This window comes from Companilactobacillus huachuanensis, from assembly GCF_005404815.1.
GTDB classification, from domain to species: domain Bacteria; phylum Bacillota; class Bacilli; order Lactobacillales; family Lactobacillaceae; genus Companilactobacillus; species Companilactobacillus huachuanensis.
The window spans coordinates 1-19,902 of the sequence record NZ_BJDF01000009.1 but is presented as its reverse complement, the minus strand read 5'-3'; the positions used below and the strand labels follow the sequence as shown (position 1 = coordinate 19,902).

General features: G+C 36.7%; 12 protein-coding genes. All 12 read right to left on the bottom strand.

Annotation, left to right across the window (positions count from 1 at the left end; all coding sequences use genetic code 11):
- Positions 1-9: 9 nt before the first annotated feature.
- Positions 10-714, bottom strand: a complete 705-nt coding sequence (locus FFM71_RS06400) for an SDR family oxidoreductase (RefSeq protein ID WP_137611345.1) — start codon at positions 712-714, stop codon at positions 10-12.
- A 14-nt stretch (positions 715-728) separates the two neighbouring features.
- Positions 729-3,254, bottom strand: a complete 2,526-nt coding sequence (locus tag FFM71_RS06395) for an ABC transporter permease (RefSeq protein WP_137611344.1) — start codon at positions 3,252-3,254, stop codon at positions 729-731.
- Positions 3,255-3,264: 10 nt separating this feature from the next.
- Complete coding sequence (locus FFM71_RS06390; protein WP_137611343.1) at positions 3,265-3,966, bottom strand: ABC transporter ATP-binding protein; 702 nt, start codon at positions 3,964-3,966, stop codon at positions 3,265-3,267.
- Between the two features lie 518 nt (positions 3,967-4,484).
- On the bottom strand, positions 4,485-5,735 hold the full coding sequence (locus tag FFM71_RS06385; RefSeq protein WP_137611342.1) for a Mef(A)/Tet(V) family efflux MFS transporter: 1,251 nt from the start codon (positions 5,733-5,735) through the stop codon (positions 4,485-4,487).
- Positions 5,736-5,966: 231 nt separating this feature from the next.
- Positions 5,967-7,913: a M13-type metalloendopeptidase gene (locus tag FFM71_RS06380; protein ID WP_223876490.1), complete on the bottom strand. Its 1,947-nt coding sequence runs from the start codon at positions 7,911-7,913 to the stop codon at positions 5,967-5,969.
- A gap of 503 nt (positions 7,914-8,416) precedes the next feature.
- Positions 8,417-10,360 carry a M13 family metallopeptidase gene (locus FFM71_RS06375; RefSeq protein WP_171000491.1) on the bottom strand — a complete coding sequence of 648 codons (1,944 nt, stop codon included), beginning with the start codon at positions 10,358-10,360 and terminating at the stop codon, positions 8,417-8,419.
- A 471-nt stretch (positions 10,361-10,831) separates the two neighbouring features.
- The gene (locus tag FFM71_RS06370) at positions 10,832-11,296 is read right to left on the bottom strand and encodes a universal stress protein (protein ID WP_137611341.1); all 465 of its coding nucleotides are present in this window, start codon (positions 11,294-11,296) and stop codon (positions 10,832-10,834) included.
- A 17-nt stretch (positions 11,297-11,313) separates the two neighbouring features.
- Positions 11,314-12,534: a carboxylate--amine ligase gene (locus FFM71_RS06365; protein WP_137611428.1), complete on the bottom strand. Its 1,221-nt coding sequence runs from the start codon at positions 12,532-12,534 to the stop codon at positions 11,314-11,316.
- 880 nt (positions 12,535-13,414) lie between these two features.
- A complete protein-coding gene (locus FFM71_RS06360; protein ID WP_137611340.1) occupies positions 13,415-14,731 on the bottom strand; it encodes a BspA family leucine-rich repeat surface protein in 1,317 nt (438 codons plus the stop codon).
- Between the two features lie 694 nt (positions 14,732-15,425).
- Complete coding sequence (gene asnB / locus FFM71_RS06355) at positions 15,426-17,333, bottom strand: asparagine synthase (glutamine-hydrolyzing) (protein ID WP_137611339.1); 1,908 nt, start codon at positions 17,331-17,333, stop codon at positions 15,426-15,428.
- Positions 17,334-17,347: 14 nt separating this feature from the next.
- Positions 17,348-18,517, bottom strand: coding sequence for a metallophosphoesterase family protein (locus FFM71_RS06350; protein WP_137611338.1), 1,170 nt, complete (start codon positions 18,515-18,517; stop codon positions 17,348-17,350).
- Positions 18,518-18,634: 117 nt separating this feature from the next.
- The gene (locus tag FFM71_RS06345; RefSeq protein WP_137611337.1) at positions 18,635-19,159 is read right to left on the bottom strand and encodes a GNAT family N-acetyltransferase; all 525 of its coding nucleotides are present in this window, start codon (positions 19,157-19,159) and stop codon (positions 18,635-18,637) included.
- Positions 19,160-19,902: the final 743 nt, after the last annotated feature.

Here is a 19,902-nt window from a genome sequence, read left to right as displayed (position 1 = left end):
TAACACCAATTAGAGATCAACTCCACCGTCAACTCTCAAAACTTGTCCCGTGATGAAGTCGTTTTCCATCAAATAAATATAGGCAGAAGCAACCTCATCAATCCTTGCCACACGACCTAATGGTACATTTTCGGCCACATTATCTTTTTGTCGAGCTAATTGTTTAGAATTCATATCACGCCACAAGCCCGTTGGAGTCCATGTTGGAGATACGGCATTTATTCTATGATCTGGTGCCAATTCAACGGCTGTGCCTTCGACCATCGTATTGATAGCTTGATTACCAATGATTGCACCAGAAGCATCGTAAGGATGACCACCAGATCCGGATGTCAAAATAATTGAGCCTTTATTGCGCAAATGTTTGCTGGCAATTTGAACTAATTGTAAATTAGCAAAGAATTTATCCTCAATTGCTTCACGGATTTCAGCCATGGGACTATCCAAAAAGCCACCACCCATAGCACCGCCGAGCATCGAGATGATATGATCAAACGACCCATATTTATCAAAGAAATGTTCCAATTGTTCCTTATTTTGGGCATCTAATGAACTGCCTTGGATATTTTCATCGTATCTCAACTTGTTAACACGCTCTTGGTCACGACCAATAACATAAACATCGGCCTTTTTGTGCTTAGCCATAATAGCAACTTCTTTACCAAAGCCTGAAGTACCACCAATAATCAGAACTTTATCGTTCTCTAGACTCATAATACTACCCTCAATCATTCATTAGATTTTAGTGCACCAATCATATCAATATGCTGTAATTTCTTATGTGTTACTAGCATAACAATCGCTGTGAAAATTATCATCAATAAAGTTGCAACTAAATAACCAAACCAGCTGATTGTCAGTGGAAAAATCACTAATTCCGTCGCAGCTTGATTCAGGATATAGGCCGTCAATAAATTACCAACTCCGTATCCAACAATGATTCCAAATATCGTCAAAATAATATTTTCACGGACAATATACATTGTGACTTCATTATTGTAGAATCCTAAGACTTTGATTGTCGACAGCTCTCTGATTCTTTCAGAAACGTTGATGTTGGTTAAATTATATAGCACAACAAATGACAAAATCCCTGATAGCAAGACAAAAATCAAAATAATTGGTTTCAATGACGACGACATCTTAGAAACAGTACTCAAAACATCATGGGTATAACTAGTTCCCATCACTTCGCCAGAATCCAATAACTTATTAGCTAAATGTTTTCGTTGAGAACTGGTTTGTGACTTCATGTGTAGCAACAGAGTGTTAGATTTAGCCGTTTCACCAAATTTTTGCTGATAAACTTTCGGACTCAAATATAAGAAGTGTCCAATGAAATTCTCTGTAATTGCCTTGACTTTGACTGTAACTTTTTTTCCGCCAGTTGTCGTAACATCTAACTTGTCACCCTTTTTAATATCTAACAGTTGTGCTGTCTTCTTTGATAAAATTACGCCATTTTGATTCAAACTCGTATCTAGATGCACAAATTTATCAAATTTATTAATTGATTTTGGCGTATAAATATTTACATCATTAACTTGTTGTCCATTAGCCTTCAACTTTGCAGTCGTCGAATTAATGGCAGTGCTGCTTTGATACTGCTTATCATTCGTCAAAACTTGTTTAACTTTCGAGAAATTAGCATCATCATTCAACTTCACAACTGCTTGGTAATCAAATATCTCACCATATTGTCGATTTCCACTTGCTCCAATGGAATTCTGAATCCCAAAACCAGTTAAAATCAATGCAGTCCCACCTGCTATTCCGATAATTGTCATAAACATTCGTGACTTGAAACGAAATAGATTTCGATAACTGACTTTGCTATTAAAACTCAAACGATTCCACAACGGTTTGATTCGTTCCAGTAGAATCTTCTTTGCTGACTTCGGAGATTTCGGACGCATTAAAGCCGCAGGCCCTTCGACCAATTCTTTTCTAATAACAATTATTGCCGCACCCAGAGTTGCCAACAGTGAGAATATCAGAGCAATAAGAATCACCCACCACTGCAAACTAACAACCCAATCGAGCGCAATATATTGTTTATAGAGTGCTAAAACAATTCTCGGTAGACTCTCATTTCCAATCAAGGCACCTAAAACAGCTCCAATGACACCCGCAGAAATTGCATAGTAATAGTAGTTTTTAGAAATTTCCCACTTTGTATAGCCAAATGCCTTAAACGTCCCAATTTCACTTCTAGCCTCTTCGACCATTCGAGTAATTGTTGTAAAAGTAATCAAAGCCGCAATTAGGAAGAAGAAAACTGGAAATACATTTGCAATGGCCGCAATTCGATCTGAACTCTCACCATATGCGGAAAATCCAGGTAGATCATTTCTCGTCTGCCATGTATAACTTGTTTTCGCCTTCTTCAGAACTTTAACTCTTGCTGCATTCAATTTGACTTGTTGCTGACTAGCCGCTTGTGGATCCACTATCTGTAACTGATTCAATTGGATTTGTTGCTGATCAAACTGTGTTAAATAGTCTGCCACAACTTCCGTCGTTCGTTGATATTGTCGATTTGCAAATTTCTTTTTAAGTAACGTTAATTTTTTATCAACAGCGTTTTTATAAGACTTGCTAAAGGTATTTTTATCTTTTAAAGAATCAAAATGTACATCCAACATTGTTGCCACGGACATATTGAGTTGATTTTCCGGAATATACGCAAATAATTGCACTTGGCCATCCGCAATATTAGTTGAACCACGTGATTGGTTGTCAATATACTGTGGTGAATCCGCAAAGCCAACTATCTTATATGACTTTTGATTTAATCCAGAGTCATTAGCAAATCGAAACTTTTGTCCCAGTTTATAACCATATTTGGATTTAGCATTCTTATCCAAAACGACCTCATTATTATTCTCGGGCAAACGTCCACTTCTCATAATTAGTTGATTCTGTTTGGAAGATTCATCATAGCCATAGAGTGCAACAGCCACCTTACTTTTACCACCAATGACATACTTGAATTTCGTAGCTTCTACTTGCGCTCCCGGAACCTCTCGGGCCAATTTAAGATCAGTCTCAGAAAATCCAGTCGTCGACAACATCTGAATATCCGATAAATTTTTATCAGAAACAGTTTTGTCCAAAGAATCATTCAAACTAGGGCCAGCTGCTTTGACACCTACGAAAATTAAAACTCCCAACATGATAATCAAAATAATGGCAATAAATCGTCCTTTGGATTTTTTAATATCACGCAACATATTTCTCGTTAAAGGGCTCATTTTTCATCACCTACCATTCAATATCTTGGACTGGAGTTGGATAAGGATTATCTTCAATTGATTGAACCTTGGCATCATGAATTCGAATCACCCGATCAGCCATTTTTGCCAACGCCGAGTTGTGAGTGATGACGATAACCGTCTTATTATCAATATGGCTGGCATTTTGCAAAAGTGTCAGAACTTGCTTACCAGTCTCATAATCCAATGCACCCGTGGGTTCATCGCACAATAATAATTTAGGATTCTTTGCCAAAGCACGTGCAATTGCAACACGTTGTTGCTCACCACCTGATAATTGTGATGGAAAATTGTCAACACGATCCCCTAATCCAACCGCCTGCAAAGTTCTCGTGGCATCCAAAGCATCCTTGACAATGGCAGAGGCCAATTCCACATTTTCTTTAGTTGTTAAATTAGGAATCAAATTGTAGAACTGAAAAATAAATCCCACATCATTGCGACGATAGGTAGTCAATTCACGTTCTGAAAATTGAGCAATATCAGTCCCATCAATAATCACTTGACCATCAGTCGGCGTATCCATACCACCTAAAATATTCAGGACAGTTGACTTACCGGCACCACTAGGCCCTAAGATAACAGTAAGTTTTCCCTTATCGACGTTAAAGTTCAGATTATTATTAGCAATAATCGTTGTTTCTCCCATGTGGTAACGTTTCGATTCATTTCTAACTTCAATGTATGCCATTAGTTCATTACCTTTCTTTATTACTTGCCGTCTTTAGAGCTGCGAAATATTCATCAGCTCTTCCGACCAGATTTTAATAGTGACTTAAAAATTCTAATGTAAGTTGAATGTGATTATTAACTAGCATAATACATTATCCACCATTATATAAGAAAACGGATACATCACAAAAAATAAAAAATATTTTTCAATTAATGACGTCTCACCCTTTAGTCTAGAGATACAAAAAAAACTGCCAGTAATCTTTTAATAGATTCCTTGCAGTCTTTTTGCTTTTTGATTTATTGAATTTTTATACATTATGAAACATAAAACCCAACCAACTAGCCGGAGGTTTCGAGGGAGCGAGGTAGCCAGCAGTGGCAGTGATGTTAGTGCTTCAGCACTTACATCACAGGACGTATTTTGAGATTCGCGGTCTTTGCGAAGCTCAAAATCGAGGGTCGAGACCGCACCTTGGCTCGAGCCGGTCCCACAGCAGGCTACCTCGCTACCTCGAAACCGGAGGCGGCCAACATTTATTCTATTTCTTTTTGCAATTCTTTATCGTAATTTCGAGTTGTAGCATTCATAAATACAAAAATACCACAGACAATTGTCCCTACTCCAGCAATTACAAAGAGATTATTAACTCCAATTTTATCTGCCAATGGACCAGCAAATATTAACCCTACCGGTCCGGCCAAACTCATCAGTGAGTTCATAATTCCAAGAACTCGTCCCAATTGTTCTGGCGGATAACTCTGTTGAATTATTGCCATCAACAAAGTATTGAAAAATGGTGCTGCTATTCCGGAAATCGCATTTAAAGCAAAGAACCACAAAAATCCAGTATAATTTCGTGGTAAAAAGCCACTCATTCCCATCGTAATTCCCATAATCAACATTGATACCATAATCGGTTTAAGACGATCGGACCAATTTCCTAGAAATCCAATAATCGTCCCACCAATCAAAGCTCCGACTGAATAAATCATTTCGATGATACCTGCCTGAGCAACTGTACCTTTGAAATATGACATCGTCATCAGTGGATACATGCTGACTGCCGGCATGAATAATAATGTGAATACGGTACCCATTAAGGTCATATACCACAAGCCTTTTTTCGAACGAAGCAAGTCCAAACCAAATTTTGCATCTGCCAGTACACGGACTTTTTCATCTGTCTTAGGATATTCAGGGATTTTTACGAACAAGATAATCGTTACCCCAACAATGGCTCCTAAAACGTCAAATAAAATCAGTACAGGCATTGAAATGATGGCGAATAGAAAGGCCCCTAATGCCGGTGCAATGATGTAATTTGCCGATTGAACCATCCCCAACTGACCATTTATTTTTGTCAATTGATCTTTGGGTACCATAGTTGGCAAAATCGATTGAATCGTTGGCATTTGGAAAGTCTGTGCGATTGCTCTGATAACTAAGGATATAAAGACTAACCAAAGTGGAAAATTGTGTGTCATGAAGCCAACCATAGCCAATACCACTGCCACTAACGCTGCAATAATATCTGGAACAATCAGCAATGCTTTTTTATTCGAACGGTCTACGTATGGCCCTACGAAAGGACTCAGAAGAATCATTGGCAACATACCTAGTAATGTCGCCATACTCAGGACTGTCGCCGAACCCGTCTGTTTAGTCAAATACCAAATAATCGCATACTGAACAATCATGCTAGTAATTCCTGATAAAAATTGACCCGTTAAAAATAAGTAAATATTTCGGCGCCAATTTTCCATTTTAAAAGTATCTTGTTCCATAAAAATCCCCCCTTTATTTTGGATTTGTCACAAGCTGAGAAATTTTATCATATTTATTTTTGGTTATCAAGATTTTTATTTATTGGACTTCGGCGACAGCGATTTTGATTTACTAATCACACTATATTTTTAGACATTTAAAGAGAAAAAACTTTAGATTTCACATCGCAAAAAAAGATTTCAACAACCTTTCTGATTGTTGAAATCAATTATTTTCTATAACTATTCAAATTACCAAATATTAATACGTTTGTTTGGCGCTAGCCACATGCCGTCTCCTTCTTTGACATCAAATGCATCAAAGAATTCATCTAAATCTTGTGGCATTACGTTTGCACGCATGGGTTGTGGAGCATGTACATCAGTTGCTAGCAAGTCTTCGTTGTACTCTTGCGTTGCCTTAAAACGCCATGACTTAGCCCATTGGATGAAGAATTGTTTAGGATCGTAATCTGACTCCAATTTAGCCGCCTCAATGGCACAACGCATCCCACCAACATCGGCAATATTCTCGCTAACTACAAGCTTTCCATTAACCTTTCCACCTGCATAAACTATTCCTTGGAATTGGTTAATCATATCTTGTGTTAAATTTTTGAAATGAACGTAATCTTCCTTAGTCCACCAATTATGCATATTGCCGTATTCGTCAAATTGCGCACCATTGTTGTCAAAAGCGTGGGAAATTTCGTGAGCAATCGTTGCCCCGATCCCACCGTAGTTTTCACTGCTTGTTTGCTTCAAGCTGTAAAAAGGTGCCTGCAAAATTGCCGCAGGAAATGTAATATCATTACGCATTGAATCATAACAAGCATTTACCATGTGACCAGGCATTGCCCACTTAGTCCGATCAACTGGGCGTTGATAATCATCTAAATTGTCTTGCGTCAAAATTTTATCTAATCTTATCATGTTGTCATACAAAGTAGCATTTTCATCTACTATTAGTTTTTTATAAATTGTTTCAATTTTATCAGGATAACCAACTTTAAGAACGATTTTTTCCAACTTAACGATAGCTTTTTTCTTAGTGTCTTCGCCCAACCAATCGTTGTCATTGATTCGTTGTTCATAAATAACAATCATCTTTTTTATCATTTCACGAACGTCTGCTTTGGCCTTTTCACCAAAGTACTTCTTGCCATAATAAACTCCGACAACTTCACTGAACATTCTCTCTGAGATATGATAAGAAAATTTAGTTCTTGTAGGCAATTTTTTAGCACCACTACGAGCTAATTTAAATTCACCATAAATTTGGCGAAAATCCTCACTAACGAATTCAGCATTGTCCATCAAATATCTAACAATCATCCAAGCTTTGATATTTTCAAAAGTATCGTCATTAACAAGCTTATTTAGATTGTCCATATATCTTGGTTGCACTACGATAATTTTTTCTGGATTCGCCTTAATTTCATCAATAACCCAAGTCTTCAAGTCCAAGGCTTTCGACGTAGCACCCAAATCAGAAAATTCATAAGGATTATAGATTTCAGTATATTCAGCCCACTCTTCCGCAGTCTTGACAATTGGAACCAATGAACTATCAAAGGATGAGGCCTTATCAACAGTCTCTTTGGCATCCACATCACTGTATCCTAATTTTTCTAGAAGCTTGGTAGCCACATTGACGTATTTAGCCAATAATTTATGACCAAATTCATTGTGGTCATCATAGTAAGACTTATCAGGTAAGAATAAATCGGCCCCGTTAACAAAGACAACATTTTTGGCAGTATCTTTCATATCTGCTTCGACGAATAAACTCAACGGTAAAATAAAGTTATCTTTGCCTAATTCAGCAAAATTATTGCTCAAATCAGCTACTGAGCCCAAGGCTTTGATACGATCAATATCTTTTAAGATCGAATTATTTTGTACCATGTGAGAAGTCTCTTCATTATTTGCTACTCGATATAACTTGATGGCTTGTAAAAGTTCTGAGTCATTAATTGAACTGTCATCTTTAGCAAAGTCGTGAAATTTTTGCATAAGATTTTTTTCAATCTTCAATGCCAAATCGACAGAGGCCCCGGCACTTGATTTATCAGCTGGAATCTCAGCCTTTTCTTGCCATTCACCATTAACTGCTAAATATAGATTATTTTTATAATCAGTTGGTTTTGTATCAAGTGCCAAATCTCCGGCACCACCAATAATTTTATTAATTCTCAATTAACTCACCGCCACAACTTATTTGTATTTCCATGGTACTCTTCTAATTTAATTAGAGCAATTATAATATTAAAAATTGCTACATATTATTGTCGCCTCCGGCTAAGTTTACTAACTAAAGGTTGAAAGTATATTTAAGTATTCCGTTTCCAGAGCTGAGAGTATTCAATTGCTGCGCGGAACGGCCCGAGCCAAAATGCGGTCTCGGACCTCGGTTGAAGCCTCGCAAAACCCGCGAGTCTCCAACACGCCCGGTGGTGTAATTGCTGAAGCAATAACGCCACTTTCGCTGCAAATGAATACTCTCAGCTCTTCCAACTAGTTTTTTTTAATTGTAGGATCAACTAAAATAAAAACTGCCAAATAAAAACTTCTGTTTATTTAAACAAATTTGTTCTATGCCTGTGATAACAATGGTTATATTAGTTTTTCACCTTTCAACCTTTAGTTAAACATACAAAAAAACGAACAAACTAAAAGGTTTGTCCGCTTCTATATTAATTTTACCAAATATTAACTCGCTTATCAGGATCTAACCACATGCCATCACCAGGTTTTACATCGAAGGCATCATAGAATTCATCCATGTTTTGAGCCATAACGTTTGCCCGCAATGGAGCTGGTGAGTGAACGTCAACTGACAAGAACATTTCTGTCAATTGTTTAGTTGACTTGTTTCTCCAGACTTTTGCCCAGTTAGTAAAGAATGCTTTGGCATCAAAATCTGAATCTTCCTTAGCAGCTTCTAATGCACAACGCAATCCACCGACATCGGCTACATTTTCACTGACAACTAACGTACCGTTGACCTTACTTCCAGCATATGGAATGCCGTCAAATTCATCGATTACTTTCTTAGTTAAATCTTGGAACTTAGCATAATCTTCTTTAGTCCACCAATTATTCATATTGCCGTATTCATCAAATTGAGCCCCATTATTATCAAAGGCGTGGGAAATTTCATGAGCAATAACAGCACCAATACCACCAAAGTTTTGACTATTTGTTTGGTCCAGACTGTAGAATGGTGCTTGCAAAATAGCGGCTGGGAAGGTGATATCATTTCTTGAAGGATCGTAACAAGCGTTAACCATATGTCCTGGCATCAACCATTTTTCACGATCAACTGGTTTGTGAAATTGATCCAAGGAATCTTGAGTAATAATCTTCTTGATTCTAGAAACGTTGTCATATAATGAATCATTTTCATTAATTTGGAATTTACTGTAAATATCTTGAATCTTATCAGGATAACCAACTTTGATTACGATCTTATCGAGTTTAACAATAGCCTTTTTCTTAGTATCTTCACTCAACCAATCGTTGTTAGAAAGTCTTTGTTCGTAAATAGAAATCATTTTCTTAACCATTTCACGAACGTTGTCCTTGGCTTCTTCACCAAAGTATTTCTTGCCATAATAAGCACCAACGACTTCACTGAATATTCCTGAAGCAAAGTGATAAGTATATTTAGTTCTATTTCGAAGTTCTTTGGCACCACTCTTAGCAAGTTGATACTCACCAATTGTTTGACGGAATTCTTCATCAAGGATTGAGGCATTGCCTGTTAAGAATTTAACCATCATCCAAGCTTTAATATTTTCAAAAGTATCGACATTAACTAACTTGTTTAAATTATCCAAGTATCTTGGTTCAGTGATGATAACTTTATCGGGAGTATCATTGATTAAATCCGTTACTAAAGTCTTCAAATCAAGTTTGTCCGATTTAGTAACGAATTCTGTAAAGTCCATTGGATTGTAAACCTTTGTATAGTCGGCCCATTCTTCAGAACTCTTAACGATGGGAAGCAATGCCTTATCAAAGACCAAAGCTTTATCAACAATTTCTTTAGCATCATCCAACTTGTAGCCAATCATTGAAAGCAGACGACCAGCAATTTCAGCATACTTGGCTAACAACTTCTTACCAGACTCATTATCTTTATCATAGTAAGACTTGTCAGGCAAGATTAAACTAGCACCACCAATGTATAAAGCATTCTTAGCAGTATTTTTCATATCAGCATCAACTTCACCATCAATTGGTAGTGGGAAACCATCTTTTGACAGCTGAGCCATGTTTTCACTCAAATCTTGTAAACTGTTCAAATCACTAATTCTTTGCATATCTTTCAAAATTGGTTGTTGATGAAATTTACTCAAGTGATCAACGTTGTTAGTCAAACGATATAGTTTAACTGCTTGTTCCATCAACTCATCATCGACCGCTTTTTCCCCAGCAGCAAATTCATGGAATTCTTTCATCAATTTCTTCTCGACACCCTCATCAAGATCCATGAAACCACCAGTACGCGACTTATCAGAAGGAATCTCAGCCTTTTCTTGCCAAGCACCATTGACAGCCAAATACAAATTATCTTTAAAATCGGCTGGCTTGGCGTTAAACGTGTCACCTGCACCACCGACAACTTTACTCATTAACATATATAATTCACCGCCGTTATTTTTTAGTGACTACTATATCACTCTTTATAATTTATTAGAATATTTATGATTAATTAAAGACCGAAAGTTTGGTTAAGTATGCCGTTCCCAGAGCTGAGGGTATTCAATTGCTGTGTGGAACAGCTCTAGGCCTGTAACAGCAATAGGTATACTAATTTTTCACCTTTCAACCTTTAGTATCCTACTAAAAAAGCGGACATCTTGTTTTAGATTGTCCACTATTTTTAATTTGTTATTTATTTTTAATGCTTTTTTGAAAGTGCTTTTCTGCTCTTAATAGTTTGGTATTAAGGCACTGGTGATATATATAGGCAGTGGCTCTAAAACGAGTTCCGAAGGGACAACTCCTTCCGCTTTTCATCATTTTGTAAATCACCCGCTAAGTTCGGCGGGCAATTCACAAAACAACGAAAATGCTCGGGAGCTGACCGCCCCTTCTCCACTCTCTCTCTATCTAATCACACTAACTGAGCACTTAGAATTATTCACAATCTTTGCAGCTTGTGAACCGATCGTATTTCTTGTTCTATTCTTCTCTTCCACTCCGACAATCACTAAATCTGGTTGGAAACTTGGAATAACTTTATCAACTATTGTTGTACCTGGTGTGCCTTCGGTTACCATCAAGTGGATATTCTTAACGCCATAATCTTCGGCCTTTTGACCATACAATTCTAGCAATTCTTTAATCTCTTCACGGCGTTCTTTCAAAACTTCTGGATCTAGTGATTGAAAGATATTCAAATCGCCAGTTTCTAACACTGAAACGATTCCTAGTTCGGCATCGTGGTGTCTTGCTAGTGAACAGGCATAATTAAAAGCGTTTTTCGATGACACAAAATCGTCTGAATCGACACAGATTAAAATCTTAGAATAATCTACTTTTTTAACTTTGTATCCTTTTATTTCGTCCATCAATAAAGCCCCCTAAGTTATTTAAAGTCGCGTCCTTTGTTCTCTTCGAAGTATTCATCAAATCTCTTAACATAATTGTGGAACATGTATGTCAACAGCATCCATCTTCTGAACGATCTGTCTTTATCATAAAAGACTGTTGTTCCGACACGATCTTGCTTGATCAATTCGTTTGCATATTCGGTCGCATCATTTTCAGCAGCATATTTCTTGAAGACCTTAACTGGTACGCCTAACCAAAGCTTATGTTGAGCTTTGTTCTTGTTAGCATAAACTGTTGGCTCATTTTCAAGATTGCCTTCAACATAATCTTCAACAACATACTTAGCAAGATTGTAGCCGTTTAATGTAACAAAGAAACTACTTCTACCTTGACGTAAGTTGATTTCGAAAAATTTGAAAGTATCGTCACGAGAGTCATACTTCATATCAAAGTTGGCATAACCAGTAAATTCAATATCCTCAAGAAATTTTTGAACACGGTCGTAAACATCTTGGTTAAATTCCGGTACGATTGCAACGTAGTTTCCAATTGATTGAGGTGTTGGATCTTCCAAAATTGGGTGACCTAAACACATCATCTTCACATGGTGATCTTGATCAACATAAGCATTCAAGACACGCATGTTAGAATCGTCGCCAGGAATAAAGTCTTGTAAAATCAAGTCAGACTTATAGCCATTACCATAAATTTTACCGACGATATCCATATATTCAGCTTGTGAATGGATAGTGAAAGCTTTCTTACGGCCTTCAAAATGAACATCCAACCATTCGACACTATTAGCAGGCTTCAAAGCCACTGGAAAATCAAATGGCACATCCATATCCTGCTTATCTTCATACATATCTTTTGTAATAATTTTTGTTAAAGGATGTGGCAAACCATGTTTGTCAGCGACCTTATAAAAGCTCTCTTTATTATTCAATGATTTCAATAAATCGTAATCGACATATGGGCAGACAAATGTCTTTGATAATTCTTCTTTATGTTTGCTGATAAGTTCGGCATAACCATCACCACAACCAATTAAAATAACTGGTTCTTCATGGTTTTGGTAAACTTTCGCAATTTCACGCATTTTTTCAATAAAAACAGGATCTTCAGAAAATCCGGTGTGAAGTGTTAAGTTTAAAATTTTTGTATATCTTGTAGGTGCCAATTGGATATCAGCATAGGCCTTAACAGTGCCACCATAAAGTTCATGGAAAGCACGAGCCATTCCGTAAACGTTCATATCACTACCTAATAATATAGGCGTGAATTTTTTTCCTGATTCAGTTTCGATAGGGATCAACCTCTTACTATATTAAAATTCTATTTTTAATTTTTCACACATTTCAAACAAAATTATACCATATTCAATTTATCACAACGAGTATCGCTGTAGTATTTAATCATTTAGCCTTATCCTTTTTTTAATTTATCACTTGAAAAAGGCTTCATACTGCGTATTTCTAATAAATTTTCTTGAAACGGCTGATAATTATTTTATATCAGCATTTATTAATATAGCACATATAACGGTAACGTCATAACGCCGTCTTGCTTGCCACTTTAACTAGAAAACTCGTACCTACACAATGTGTAAATACGAGCATCTTTACAATCTCAGCCATTTTCAGTTCATAAATCATCTTAAATCAAAACATCTCGAATAATTAATTATAAATATAATTCGAACTAAAATTAATATTTTTATTAACGGTTAAAACGATTTAAATTAACCAATAATCAAAATACTCGCATGATTATTAAATCAGTAAGAAGATATGCAAAATATTCAAACATCTGAAGGTTGAAAGGCGAAAATTAGTATAACCATTGTTATTACAGGCACAAAGCTAATTTATTTAAATAATACAAGATCTTCATTTTATTGTTCCTGCCATAAAAATAAACTAGTTGGAAGAGCTGAGAGTATTCATTTGCAGCGAAAGTGGCGTTATTGCTTCAGCAATTACACCACCGGGCGCGTTGAAGACTCGCGGTTTTTGCGAGGCTTCAACCGAGGTTCGAGACCGCTTCCCAGGCTCGGGCCGTTCCGCGCAGCAATTGAATACTCTCAGCTCTGGAAACGGCATACTTACCTAAACTTTCAACCTTTAACATTAATCTTACGCGTTCATCAAATCAACACTGTCAGCATCCACGAATTCGTTAGTAGTTATTTGATAATATTTGCGGTCACCAATAATTGCTTCTTTAGAAGTTTGCCATGCGCTCAAGGCTCCTAGGCCACGGTTAGTCAACTCTTCAGCGCGACTATTGACCAAGTGTGTCATCACTACATCTTTGGTCTTAACAATGTTTTGTGCGTCCTGATAACGGTAAACATCTTCAACTTTTACCCATGAGTCACCTAAGACGTGATAATACTTTTGAGCTCCAATTTGAAGTTCTTTATCACTGAACCAGCTATAATTTCTTCGCAATTGGTCACCATCATTAGCTTGACCATTTGTATTGTACGTTTGAGCTGATTGGACGTCTGGATGTATTGTGACATAATGCATAAATTTAGAAACCTTACCTGCTACTTCAGGCTTTGCTGGCGCAGTTTTATCTTCTGGTTTAATCACTGCTTTATTCTCTGTTTTTACTGCAACTTTCTCAGCTAATTGAACTGTGGAACTAGGCTGTTCTTGTGGCTTTACCGATTCCTCAGGCTTTTCTGATTCTTCAGACTTCACTGGTTCAACATTAACAGTTCTCGGATCTACTGCTGTCGCAATTTTTGTGTAGTTGACTTTATCTTTGCTGATCAAGCCTTCATCTGTAGCGGTCACATGTAGAACTTTCTTATCAGCGTTATAGCCAATAATTTGGGGAACCATCATTTCAAAACTGCTACCAATATATTCTGGACGAACGTCTTCTGGTACATCCATCACAATATCTTTGTTGAGGTTATTAGCGATAATCAACTTAAACCCACCGTTATACGCTTTTTCAGGCTTAACGACCCAATTACCCTTATCATGATGCTTCAACAAATCAATTGAACTGATACCTTCTTTGTTTGTTGGTTTCGGATTCATAATTGTTCCGGTTCCAACGTCGACCCAAGTGCGGTTGACCAATTTTAAATCATGTTCTTTATTCTTGGGTACAACAAACTTTTCACCTAATTTTAGTGACTTTAAAGCATCAGAGGATTGGAACATGTTATCCATACTTTTAACATTTTTTGTATCAAAGTTTGATAGATCCAACTCTTCCAAAGTTTCACAATTAGCGAACATGCCATTCATATTAGTAACTTTTTTGGTATCAAAATTTGTAATATTGAGCATGCGTAAATCACTACAGCCACCAAACATCTGTGACATATCTTGGACACTATTTGTATTGAAACTGGATAAATCTAGTTTCTTTAGTGACCGACAATTTAAAAACATTTGGCTCATATTTGTAACATTGCTAGTATCCATTTTTACACCCCTAATTTGTTCTAAACAAAATCCCCCAGTGGCTTCTGTTTAAAAAATTATCAAGTTTACTATATCAAATATTCTTCGCTACTATTTTAGTTTGGCAATAGTTTTATGGTTTCTTAACTTTCAACGTTAGTAATATTCCATTAAAGCAAAAAATATCTGGTATATTTTCTGGATATACTTATTCATTACAAAAAGGAGTTGTTTCTCGCTTGATATTAAATATCAAGTTTGGAAGCAACTCCTTTTATACTTTTAATCAATTCTAAAATTACTGACACTATTTATATATAGGCAGTGGCTCTAAAACGAGTTACAACAGGGCAACTCCTTCCGCTTTTCATCATTTCGTAAATCGCCTGCTAAATTCGGCAGGCAATTCACAAAACGACGAAAATGCTCGGGAGCTAACCGCCCTGTCTCCACCCTCTACTTTAAAACGAGTTACAACAGGGCAACTCCTTCCGCTTTTCATCATTTCGTAAATCGCCTGCTAAGTTCGGCAGGCAATTCACAAAACGACGAAAATGCTCGGGAGCTAACCGCCCCGTCTCCACTCTCTACCCAAAACGAGTTACACAAGCCAATTTCTTCCGCTTTTCATAACAAAGTGAATCGTCCGCTAAGTTCGGCGTACAATTCACTTTGTTACAAAAATGCTCGGAAATTCCCGGGCTTGTTCCACTCTCTACTTTTCGTCCTCAGGTACCAAAACTTGTGGATCAACATCTGGCTTCTTACCACCATCAATAAAGTAAACTTTATACCAAATCAAGAATGTATAAATTGTCCAAACTTTACGTCGATCATCATTTTCACCACGATAACAACCATCAAGCATCTTCAAAATTGCGTCTTGATCGAAGAACTCTCCAGCAAAATCGGCACTGAATAGCTTACGGAAGTCTTCATAAACTTCCTTGGTCTTGATCCAGTCACGAATTGGTACTGGGAATCCTAATTTTTCACGTTTAGCCCATTCTGATGGAAGTGCTCGTTCGGCAGCAACTCGAAGTGCATACTTACTATCTTTACTATTCAAAAGATATTTTGTAGGTACTCCAGCCGCAACTTTGGCAACTTCTTTATCTAGGAATGGTACACGTAATTCCATTGAGTTGGCCATACTCATACGGTCAGCCTTTAGAATAATGTCGTTAGCCATGAATTGGTGAATATCAAGATATTGCATCTTCTTAACTTCATCGTTATAATCACGAACCTTGTTATAACTTCTCATAACGATGTCGTGAACAGATCGTGATTTTTCAAATTCTGGTTTAACTAAATCAGCGGCTTCTTTTTCCGTAAAGATTTTAGCTTGTCCGATGAAGAATTCTTCAGCCTTGGCTGTTGATTCGTACAAATGCAATCTTCCTGGGAAGTTAGGCATCTTCTTTAAACCGTGTGCTAACTTGTATTTAACACCCTTTGGCAACTTCTTCAAATCTTCAGCAACGACACGGATAGCCTTTGAGTGTGAATGGAATCCATAATTTGCATAGCCAGCAAACAATTCATCAGCACCTTCACCAGAAAGGATAACGGTAACGTCACGGCTAGCTAATTTTGTTAAGAAGTATAACGGTACACATGAAGGGTTGGCATCTGGTTCATCCATATAATATTGAATCAATGGAAGTGACTTGATGGCCTCCTCCTTTGTAACGATACCACGGGTATTTTCAAGGCCCAATTTGTCAGCCAATTCTTTAGCAGCAGTACCTTCTTCATACGTACTTGTATCGAAATCAATTGAGTAAGTATGTTGTGGTTTCAAAATGGCTGTAACGTAACTTGAGTCCACGCCACTTGAAAGTAATGAACCGACTGGCACATCACTGATAGCATGCTCTTCAACTGAATCACGTAATGACTTATCAATACGTTTAACAGTTTCTTCAAATGACAAGTTGTTTTCTTTGAATTCCATATCCCAGTACTTCTTGATACTTAACTTACCATTTTTAAATGTGAAGAAATGGCCTTCCGGAATCTTGAAAACATTCTTGAAAAATGTTTCATTCATAGCTGAATATTGGAAAGTCAAATAGGGCTTCAAGGCAGCCTTGTTTAATTCCATCTTAAAATTAGGCTCTTTCAAGAAAGACTTAATTTCTGATCCGAAAATGAATGTACCTTCACGATTGTAATAATACAAGGGTTTAATACCAAAGAAATCTCTGGCACCAGTGATATCACCAGTCTTAAGATCATAAATCACAAAGGCAAACATTCCACGAATTTTTTTAAGCAAACCTTCGATACCCCACTCTTCAAATCCATGAAGAAGGACTTCGGTATCAGTGTCGGTTGTGAAAATATGTCCGGCTTTCTTTAGTTCTTTTCTAACATCTTGATAGTTATAAATTTCACCATTAAAAATAACGGCCTTTGATTTATCTTCGTTATAAATTGGTTGCATACCACTGTTAATATCAATGATACTCAAGCGACGGAATCCTAATGCAGTGTCGCCTTCTAGTAGTTCACCTGAACTGTTTGGTCCACGGTGTTTGATCGTATCCATCATAGCTTCAATTACAGGCTTCTTATCTGCAATATTTTTATCTACGAATCCGACAATTCCACACATAAAATAATTCTCCCTTATATTTCAAAACTTACATACCTTGTTGCGGCTCCGTAACCATAAATCTGTAAGCGTAGTTTATTCGGGTCAATATTGACGAAATACCCTGCTAATTCAGAGATTTCATTATATCGTCTGTCCCATTTTTTGTTATAGTCAGTTGTTAACCCGTGCTTCTTCCCCATAAGGGCCGAACAATTTAATATTATATGATTAATTTCAGAAACTTTGTAGTTTTTTTCGTAATGCATATGTCCACAAATATAAGTCGTCACCTTAGAAATGCCGGTAGACGAGAAATCATAGCGAATATTTACTCCGAAATCTCCAGTTAATTCATTTTTCAATTGTCCCGAAGCTTTGTTATTGAATGCAACTAATAATTGTTGCACCAAGTCACCATTAAAGTTTAACGCACTGCGCCCACTTGGGCTGATAATATTTGCATGTCCCATCATAACAACATGTTTATCGACAGTACGCTCTAAAACGGTGATTAAATCTTCTAATTGCTGTTCCCTGACTCCACGGACTTTCTTGAAGTCATACTTCTTGGAACCATTACTTAAAATATAAGGAATATCACTCGTATCAATAAAGACAATACGTATACTGCCCTTATCGAACCAGCCAACTCTTGAAACGGGATTCAAACGTTGAATCTCAGATTGCTCATAATCATATTTTGTTACTAATGCATCATAATCATCTCGGTGGAATGAAGCAGTTTTAAAGAAGCGATGTTCATCGTATTTATCATTTTCATCATGATTGCCTTCAACAATGAAAAACGGAGCTTTGCTAGCCTGATAATTTTCAACTGCAAATTTTAAAAGACCCCGACTTATCTCAGGCTTATCACTGCCATCCATCAAATCGCCCAAATGAACATTCAGATCGACTCCCAAATGGTCGCTGACATAGTTGGCCTCAATAATATGCCGCATGCCATTGATTCCATAGTAGGAAGAACTGACAACGGCCTTAGCGTGAGTATCAGTTAGAACAGAAATTGTAACTGTATCATCATCGACATTAGGTAAGACATTATTTTTATAAACACCTTCGATATAATCAACGACAAACGGTCTCGGCTTTAATCTTCTCAAAAAATTATCTGTTTGAGTTGAAATAAATTCTGAAGGTCTAGGTGTAAGCACACTTCTTGCAATATTTTTGATTTTCAATTTGCAGTTCTCCTAATATCCAAACCACGGATATAAATATAGTAAAAAAACCATCTTAACGATGGTTAATTATGGTTCAATTATATATCAAAAATATGAAAAATAATCTTTCAAAGCTTATTTCAAAAGAATTTGATAAGCCTTTCTTACACCAAGATCTTCATCCATCGTAATCGTACCTTTTTCTTCAAAACCACTGGATTCAATAATGTGTTGCATCACTAGATTATCCGGATGCGTATCAATTCTGACATCACGGTAACCAAGATGATAAGACATTGTTAATAGTTGTTGAAGTAATGCTGAACTAAGGTGTTCGCCTTGGTGGTCAGCTTCAATTGCTATACGGTGAACCACGGAATAAGTCACATCAGAATTGCCATTCCACGACCCAGAGGTCATTTCTTGATAATTCTGATCGTAACCTTGTTGCAATGCAGCAACTCCGACGACCCTACCATTAAGTATTAAAACATAACTTATATCTTCTTGAATATCCTGTTCTAAAATTTCTTCATTGGGATAACCGTTTTGCCATTGGTTAACACCACGGTCCCGTAAGGTTTTCTTTGCACTATCAATAATTTTAATAATCCTTGGCAAATCGTCAATGGTTGCTTGGCGTAAATAAATATTACTCATTAAATGCCTCCTTATTTCATCAGAGCTAACATTGGAAATTTTCTTTCCATCTTCCCTTGTTGCCGTTTCCAGAGCTGAAAGCATTCATATGCTGCGCGGTACGATTCGAGCCAAAAAGCGGTCTCGAATCTCGGTTGAAGCCTTACCAAAAAGCGGTAAGTCTCCAGCACGCCCGGTGGTGTAATTGCTGAAGCAATAACGCCACTTTCGCGGCAAATGAATACTTTCAGCTCTTCCAACTAGTTTTTTTATAATAAGAATGTCCAACTGTAATCTCTTGCCATTTAACTAAATTGGTAAATAAATTGAATTTAGGACTGTAACTGCAATGTTTATATCCCTTTTTCAACTTTCAGTTAATAAAAAATATTCTCACTTATTCTGTAATAAATAATCGCTTGATAAATAAATTGTCAAGGTTATCTAAAAAAACCTCGAATCCTTATTACATCATCCAGCAATTATTGAAAAGCAAACTAGTTTGCTTGACCTGTATTTTACTAAAGGTTGAAAGGTGAAAAAATAATATTGCCGTTGTTGTTAAATACCTAGAGTTAATTTATTTAAATAATCAGAAGTTTTCGTTTTATTATTCCTGCTATTCAAAAATAAACTAGTGGAGTGTAGCTCTCACTTTTATATTCTGATATAATCAATTCAAAAAAGGATATATTTTATGAAATCAGATATCAGACCTGTTAAACAACACATCAATCTTTCCGATGATCAAGTTAGTCGTTTAC

Coding starts and splice junctions, on each gene's coding strand:
- FFM71_RS06400 (WP_137611345.1), bottom strand. CDS start 714: ATGAGTCTAGAGAACGATAAAGTTCTGATTATTGGTGGTACTTCAGGC.
- FFM71_RS06395 (WP_137611344.1), bottom strand. CDS start 3,254: ATGAGCCCTTTAACGAGAAATATGTTGCGTGATATTAAAAAATCCAAA.
- FFM71_RS06390 (WP_137611343.1), bottom strand. CDS start 3,966: ATGGCATACATTGAAGTTAGAAATGAATCGAAACGTTACCACATGGGA.
- FFM71_RS06385 (WP_137611342.1), bottom strand. CDS start 5,735: ATGGAACAAGATACTTTTAAAATGGAAAATTGGCGCCGAAATATTTAC.
- FFM71_RS06375 (WP_171000491.1), bottom strand. CDS start 10,360: ATGTTAATGAGTAAAGTTGTCGGTGGTGCAGGTGACACGTTTAACGCC.
- FFM71_RS06370 (WP_137611341.1), bottom strand. CDS start 11,296: ATGGACGAAATAAAAGGATACAAAGTTAAAAAAGTAGATTATTCTAAG.
- FFM71_RS06365 (WP_137611428.1), bottom strand. CDS start 12,534: ATGAACGTTTACGGAATGGCTCGTGCTTTCCATGAACTTTATGGTGGC.
- FFM71_RS06360 (WP_137611340.1), bottom strand. CDS start 14,731: ATGGATACTAGCAATGTTACAAATATGAGCCAAATGTTTTTAAATTGT.
- asnB (WP_137611339.1), bottom strand. CDS start 17,333: ATGTGTGGAATTGTCGGATTCGTAGATAAAAATATTGCAGATAAGAAG.
- FFM71_RS06345 (WP_137611337.1), bottom strand. CDS start 19,159: ATGAGTAATATTTATTTACGCCAAGCAACCATTGACGATTTGCCAAGG.